This is a genomic window from Paenibacillus thalictri (assembly GCF_004307995.1).
Lineage (GTDB): Bacteria > Bacillota > Bacilli > Paenibacillales > NBRC-103111 > Paenibacillus_AF > Paenibacillus_AF thalictri.
The window spans coordinates 91,380-97,578 of the sequence record NZ_SIRE01000035.1 but is presented as its reverse complement, the minus strand read 5'-3'; the positions used below and the strand labels follow the sequence as shown (position 1 = coordinate 97,578).

Genomic DNA, 6,199 nt, shown 5'->3' with positions numbered 1-6,199 from the left:
AAGATTAGTCATGTTTAATATGTGGCGGCAGTCTATGACGTTAATTCTCGTCAAAGGTTGCCGCTTTTTTGGTACAGGTAATTGCAACCGCATGGGAGTGAAGATGACTTTCTGCTAGTAAGGAGTGTGCCGCGGCGCCTCTTCATTGTATTAGAAATGTTTTGTTTATTTTCATTAAATAAATGAGGTGTACTTTATGAAACGCGGAACAACACTTTTTTTGAAGACGGCTGTTATTGTTATTGGAATCCCCATTCTCGCTGTGTGCATATTTTTAATGCCTAGAATTGGGGATTTTGCTGGAGAATTGTATCCAGAATTGGCGTATATGAAATCTCTCGTTTTGATCGATATGTACGCAGCAGCGATTCCTTTTTATTTTGCTCTGTATCAAGCATTTAAACTTTTAAGTTATATCGATAAGAACCAAGCGTTCTCGGAACTTTCGGTAAAAGCTTTAAACAATATAAAATACGGTGCCATCACAATCAGTACCTTGTACCTGCTAGGTATGCCGCTTTATTATCTCATGGGAAAGAAAGTTGACCCGCCAAGTTTCATACCGATGGGATTGCTCCTTATTTTCGCCTCTCTGGTGATCGCCGTTTTTGCCGCTGTTCTCCAGCGACTTCTACAAGAAGCCATTGATATAAAATCAGAAAATGATTTAACGGTCTGAGGTGGAGCATATGGCCATTATGATTCATATTGATGTGATGTTAGCCAAGCGAAAAATGAGCGTAACGGAGCTTTCGGAGAGGGTTGGCATTACTATGGCGAATCTTTCCATTCTGAAAAATGGGAAAGCAAAAGCGGTTCGTTTTTCAACATTAGAAGCGATTTGCAAGACTTTGGATTGTCAGCCTGGTGATATTTTGGAGTACAAAAGCGACGAAGACATTCAATAAAACAGACAACCAATATTTAATAATCGCAAAGGGTTGAGAAAAGGGGAGCTAAGTAGCTTTGCCGCCTGCATACTGCGCACCGGCCGCTGTGAGCGATGCCTGCCGCCAGTTGATCATCGACCACAGCTTTGGAGTTACGGACACAACCCGGGATTACTCGTGCACAGCAGCCGGGCATAAGTGGGATCCTGCAGCGCAAGCTCGGTGAAGTAGTTGGCAATTTCGTGATTGGCGGCGACAGAGCCCTTTTGGAAAGGCAGCTCATGGCTTTTTTTGGTGTGTAAATAGGTGTAGGTTTGGCCTGTTTTCGGAGATTTATAGAGAATGGGCGGCAGCTGCGGGACGAGATCAAACGGGTTGTGAATTCGATGCCGGTCGAATATTTGGTTAAAGGCGCCGGAAAATTCAGCGTTCCCCACACGAGGTGAAGCATACGTATAAACGATAGGATCGCTGAAGCCGCTATTCACTGCGGTGTCAACGGCGCACAGATGGGCAAGTGCACCGCCAAGGCTATGCCCTGTAATATAAAGCGGCTTATGGCGGGGAAGCGACTGTAAGGCTGACATGACGGTTGGCCGAGCCGACTCGTAAATCCCGAGAAACCCTTGGTGCACGGAGCCGCTGTTCTTCGCATAGGGAAACGCGCTTTGTCTGGCGATTGCATCGGATATCCAGTCCGATTTGGTATTCGTTCCGCGAAATACAAGGACGATCCGGTCCGCTGACTCGGCGATAAAGCCGAACGGTTCTTTCCTGCCTGTAAACGACGCGGCTTCAAATTCCGTAACCAACTGGTAACGACGCGGCAGAACAAAGGTTCCATCGGCGCTTTCAAACTGTTGATAGCTTTGGCTGCAAAGTGCGGACAATAAAATGGCGGTTTGGATATCGAACACATTCTTGCTCATAGATCTTCCTCTTCTGCTCACACATGTTTTATGTATGTATATGAAAATGATGGGCATAAGTCCACGGGCATATGCCTAATTTAGTGATGCCTTTGATCCAAGCTAGGCCCATCGAAATTGCAGTTTGCCTTGCAGGAGCAATTATCGCCAGCATCCGAAAGGAATTTTGAACAAATGAGAGAAAATTCTGAAAATATTTCTCTTTATCAAGAATTACGGCCTTTCAAACGGATATATGTGGGTTGAGATGATGAACAATCTACTTTAAACTGGTAGATACCAGGCACATGATAGAATCCTAAAGGAGGTAATACGATGAAGATTCAATCTAATACGATGTCTGTAATCAAGTTGCCCTTTTCTGCGATTCAAAATGTGATGATGTTTCAAGGGTTCCGTAAGATTATTTTTAACCAACGTTTTGTGTATCGTGCCAGATTTGACGACACTTCTACAAGAAGGTCATACCGCTTAATGATTCCAGTTCAAGACCACGATAACTTCACTTGCTCTGTTAAGGTTGCCGATGCATTTTTTGAAGATAAGGGTTCGATTCCTCCCGAGGTTGTTGGAGCAGCAGAATGCAAATTAAATGAAGTCAACGCTTATCTAAACGATGAGCGGGAAAAACAAAATCGAAACGATAGATTTGTGCCACGTCAAACTGGCGGCATGGCGCCGAATATGGAGGAAATGATCAAGTTAGGTAAAGAGATGGCGGCTATGAAAACAAATCAAGAGTTGCGTGAAACGGGTCAAATTCCCGACCCCATTCAGTAAGCGTATACTTTTTGAAAAGTGCCTGGTAATGTCTTATAGAAACGATAGTTGAGGAGCTTGCTTACCGCGGCTCCTCTTTCATTTTGATTGGTTTAGATTTTATTGCCACTATGATAATTGTCACAGCAGCTTTTCGCTGCTATGATATGATGTAAAGACTAAAAATGCGAGGTGGATATATGTTATACTCCAAAATTGTTGTTGCCTACGACGGTTCCGAGATTTCAGACAAGGCGCTTGATTCTGCCATCAAGATGGCTAAACTCAATCATTTCGCCAAGTTAGAAATCATTCATGTCATTAATATTCCTGCGTTTGTAATGGGAGAAATGGTTATTACTCCACCTGTCAAAGATGAAATCGAACTTTTTGATTATTCCGAGCAGGTCGTCGGTAAAATAAAGACGCAGATCCAAGATTTATCGAATACGAACATTGAAATCAGACAGGGGAGTCCTGCCAAAACGATTCTGAGCTTTGCGGAGGAGAAGGCAGCAGATCTCATTATTATCGGCAGCAGGGGGCTGAATAGCTTCGGAGAGTTTGTTCTTGGCAGCGTAAGCCATAATGTAGTTCAGCATGCCAAGATTCCTGTACTGGTTATCAAATAGGAAGAATAAAACGGTGTACAAGCCTTCTCTGACATTTCCAAATTCATGGAAGTGGAGAGAAGGTTTTTTGTGTGCCAAAAAATCCCCCCTAAACATGTCAAAACTTGATCCCAATGCAGCTCAAACGATCATCAAGCAGATTAGAGGATGGAAATGTCTCAAGCGAAGCGGCTATCCCTTCAAGTGGTCTTCCCTATATTTGGATGGCGGGACACCTTCGATTTGTTTGAAAATTTTACTGAAATAAAAAGCGTCGTCGATCCCGATTTCACGCGCAATTTCCTGAATCGGCAACTTGCTTTCCTCCAGCAAATGTTTGGCCCGCTGAACGCGCAACTGGTGGATGTAATGCACGATGTTCATGCCGGAATGCTTTTTAAACTTGGCTTATATATTCGTAGCTGCGGTTCAATTTTTTTTCGATCATTTCTTTGGTCAAATCCGTTTGGTAAAAGTCATGCAAAAAGTTTACCATTTGCCGGTATATGTTGTAGGATCCGGGCGGCGTCATCGTTTGGAAGTTTTGCTCCAGCAGGTCGGTTGAAATCATTTCAAATATTTTGCATAGGTGTTGAGTTAGCCGGAAGCGGAAATAGCCGACCGGGTGTTTCATTTCGTTGTCCAGTTCCTCAAAATAGTTTAATATTTTAAACCGTTGGTTTGGCTTAAACCGGCGCGGAATTATTAACTGATCGGCGTCGCTTGTTGTTTGGGTTCGCAATTCGTTTTTTTCGGCATGTAAAATTTTATATTCACTGATCGGTTTTGTCGAGGTATCCAGTTCCTTTAACGGGGGATCGGATGAGAACTGCACCCAGAAAAAAGCCGACGCGCCCTCCGGTTTTCTCCATCCCATATGGCGTTCCCACGGATTCAGCAGAAACGTTTCCCCGGCCTCCAATATAAACTTTTCGTTTTCTACCTGCCAGTAAACAGGCCCTTCCGAAACCATAATCAATTGATAATAGGGGTTATAATGATAGGAATAAAATGTAGGATAAAAAGTCATAATCTATAAATCGTCGATGTTGTTTCTTCTTTCTGACTGGTACATTGGTTCTTATACAAAACCAACTATACCTGGGAGGCAAAAGTATGGGAACCATTAAATTGAATGAAAGCGAATATTACCGTAAAATTTACGGTGGCTGGCTGGGAAAAAATATAGGCGGTACATTGGGGTATCCGGTCGAAGGCAAAATGGAGCTGCTCAACCTGACGTATTATCCCCAGCTGTCGGAAGGGCCGCTTCCTAACGATGATTTGGATTTGCAAATTGTTTGGCTGCACGCTTTGGAGCAATACGGCGTCCGTTTGACGGCCGCGGAGCTAGGGCAAGAGTGGATGGAGCATGTATTTTTCCCGTTTGACGAATACGGTTACGGTTTGGCCAACATGCGCAGAGGTTTGGTTCCGCCGGTAGCTGGCTGGTTCAACAATCCGTTTACGGATTGTATGGGGTCGCCGATCCGCTCCGAAATTTGGGCAATGATTACGCCCGGGTGCCCTGGAGTTGCGGCCTATTACGCTTATCAGGACGCAATTGTTGATCATGCCGGGGGAGAAGGCGTGTACGGCGAAATGTTTTTTGCTGCTATTGAAAGCGCTGCGTTTTTCGAATCGGACCGCGACCGGCTTATTCAAACCGGTTTGACCTATATTCCGGCTGAATGCCGTACGGCCAAAGCGGTTCGCGCGTTATTGGAATGGCACAAGGAAGGGAAAACGTGGACGGAAGCTAGAGAGCTTATCCTTAAGCACCACGGGCATCCTAATTTTACGGATGCGCCGCAAAATATCGCCTTTACGCTGCTCGGCTGGCTGTACGGCGAAGATTTTGGCGACGCCATCCTGAAGGCGGTCAACTGCGGTTATGACACCGATTGCACAGCCGCCACATTGGGGGCGATTCTCGGCATCATTCTCGGGCCGGAGAAGCTGCCCGAGCGGTGGTTAAAGCCGGTGGGCGACCGGATTGCCGTAAATGCGCCGATCAAAGGTTTTCCGATTCCGGAAACGTTGGACGAGCTTACGGCGCGGACGCTTAGAATCGGCAAGGAGGTCGCAGCAGTGTGGAACATTCCCATCGAATTCGGAGCGGAGAAATCGTCAGATGAGCTGCCGCCGGAGCTTATCGATTATTACGATCCGCGATGGCTTTGGCAATACAGCTTTCAAGCCAACCGCTACTTGCTGCCGAAGGGGACGCGCAACAACCTGGGACTTGAGCTGATCGTCGATTACGGCGCTCAAGGACCGTCCATTGGCAGAGGACAAAAGAAGGAAATCGCCGTAACGTTGATCAATCGCTCGACCGAAACATGGGAAGGACTATTGAGGCTCGCCGTGCCTGAAGGCTGGCAAGGGCTTGCGGAAGAAACGCTTCATCTTAAGCCCGATCAAGAGCTGTCATGGAAGCTGCAAATAGTCTCAAATGAGGAAATGAAACCTTATTATCCTCTGCAGCTTGAGGTAGTGCGTCATCATGACGGGCATTTCTGGAACGCGGAAACGGTTCCGTTTTATTTGGTCAGCGCAACGCATTGGAAGCTGCGCGGTCCCGCCGATAGCGAATGGCAAGCGGCTGTGCTGCCTGGCAACAGAATCGATTTTGCCGGCGTTTTGCAGACCTCCGAGGCAGGGGTATACAGGGCGGCAACAACCTTGTACATCCCGGAAAGCCGGCAAATCCGGCTGATCACGGAAACGGCCAGTCCGGTTAAAGCGTACCTGAACGGAAAATTGATCATTCAGGATGATCAAGAAACTGAGTTTATGCCTGCCTTCCATCGGGCAACGCCTTCCAAGCTGGCGGAACTTAAGCTTCCCGCCGGCGAGCATCTGCTTGAGATCGAAGCGGAGAAGGGGGACACACCCCTGGACTTGTTTGTGCTTCCGGTATCGCTTAAATATACGAAAACACCAGGTCCTTATTTCTTCTACGCTGATGTGTTGTTTACTTGATTACACAGCAAGATCTTAATTATTT

General features: G+C 46.2%; 8 protein-coding genes. 5 read left to right on the top strand and 3 right to left on the bottom strand.

Going from position 1 to position 6,199, the window contains the following annotated elements; genetic code table 11:
* The first annotated feature begins 196 nt into the window (after window positions 1-196).
* The gene (locus EYB31_RS34955) at window positions 197-679 is read left to right on the top strand and encodes a DUF2975 domain-containing protein (RefSeq protein WP_131018212.1); all 483 of its coding nucleotides are present in this window, start codon (window positions 197-199) and stop codon (window positions 677-679) included.
* A 10-nt stretch (window positions 680-689) separates the two neighbouring features.
* Complete coding sequence (locus tag EYB31_RS34950) at window positions 690-908, top strand: helix-turn-helix domain-containing protein (RefSeq protein ID WP_131018211.1); 219 nt, start codon at window positions 690-692, stop codon at window positions 906-908.
* Window positions 909-1,042: 134 nt separating this feature from the next.
* Here EYB31_RS34950 and EYB31_RS34945 read toward each other — a convergent pair whose 3' ends face one another.
* A complete protein-coding gene (locus EYB31_RS34945; protein ID WP_131018210.1) occupies window positions 1,043-1,819 on the bottom strand; it encodes a lipase family protein in 777 nt (258 codons plus the stop codon).
* Between the two features lie 315 nt (window positions 1,820-2,134).
* On the opposite strand from EYB31_RS34945, the gene EYB31_RS34940 reads away from it, so the two are divergent.
* The gene (locus tag EYB31_RS34940; RefSeq protein ID WP_131018209.1) at window positions 2,135-2,599 is read left to right on the top strand and encodes a hypothetical protein; all 465 of its coding nucleotides are present in this window, start codon (window positions 2,135-2,137) and stop codon (window positions 2,597-2,599) included.
* A 179-nt stretch (window positions 2,600-2,778) separates the two neighbouring features.
* Complete coding sequence (locus EYB31_RS34935; RefSeq protein WP_131018208.1) at window positions 2,779-3,210, top strand: universal stress protein; 432 nt, start codon at window positions 2,779-2,781, stop codon at window positions 3,208-3,210.
* A gap of 171 nt (window positions 3,211-3,381) precedes the next feature.
* Here EYB31_RS34935 and EYB31_RS34930 read toward each other — a convergent pair whose 3' ends face one another.
* Both EYB31_RS34930 and EYB31_RS34925 read right to left on the bottom strand, forming a co-directional pair.
* Window positions 3,382-3,573, bottom strand: a complete 192-nt coding sequence (locus EYB31_RS34930; RefSeq protein ID WP_131018207.1) for a helix-turn-helix transcriptional regulator — start codon at window positions 3,571-3,573, stop codon at window positions 3,382-3,384.
* Window positions 3,574-3,586: 13 nt separating this feature from the next.
* Complete coding sequence (locus EYB31_RS34925; RefSeq protein ID WP_131018206.1) at window positions 3,587-4,219, bottom strand: AraC family ligand binding domain-containing protein; 633 nt, start codon at window positions 4,217-4,219, stop codon at window positions 3,587-3,589.
* 86 nt (window positions 4,220-4,305) lie between these two features.
* On the opposite strand from EYB31_RS34925, the gene EYB31_RS34920 reads away from it, so the two are divergent.
* The gene (locus EYB31_RS34920; RefSeq protein ID WP_131018205.1) at window positions 4,306-6,174 is read left to right on the top strand and encodes an ADP-ribosylglycohydrolase family protein; all 1,869 of its coding nucleotides are present in this window, start codon (window positions 4,306-4,308) and stop codon (window positions 6,172-6,174) included.
* Window positions 6,175-6,199 lie beyond the last annotated feature (25 nt).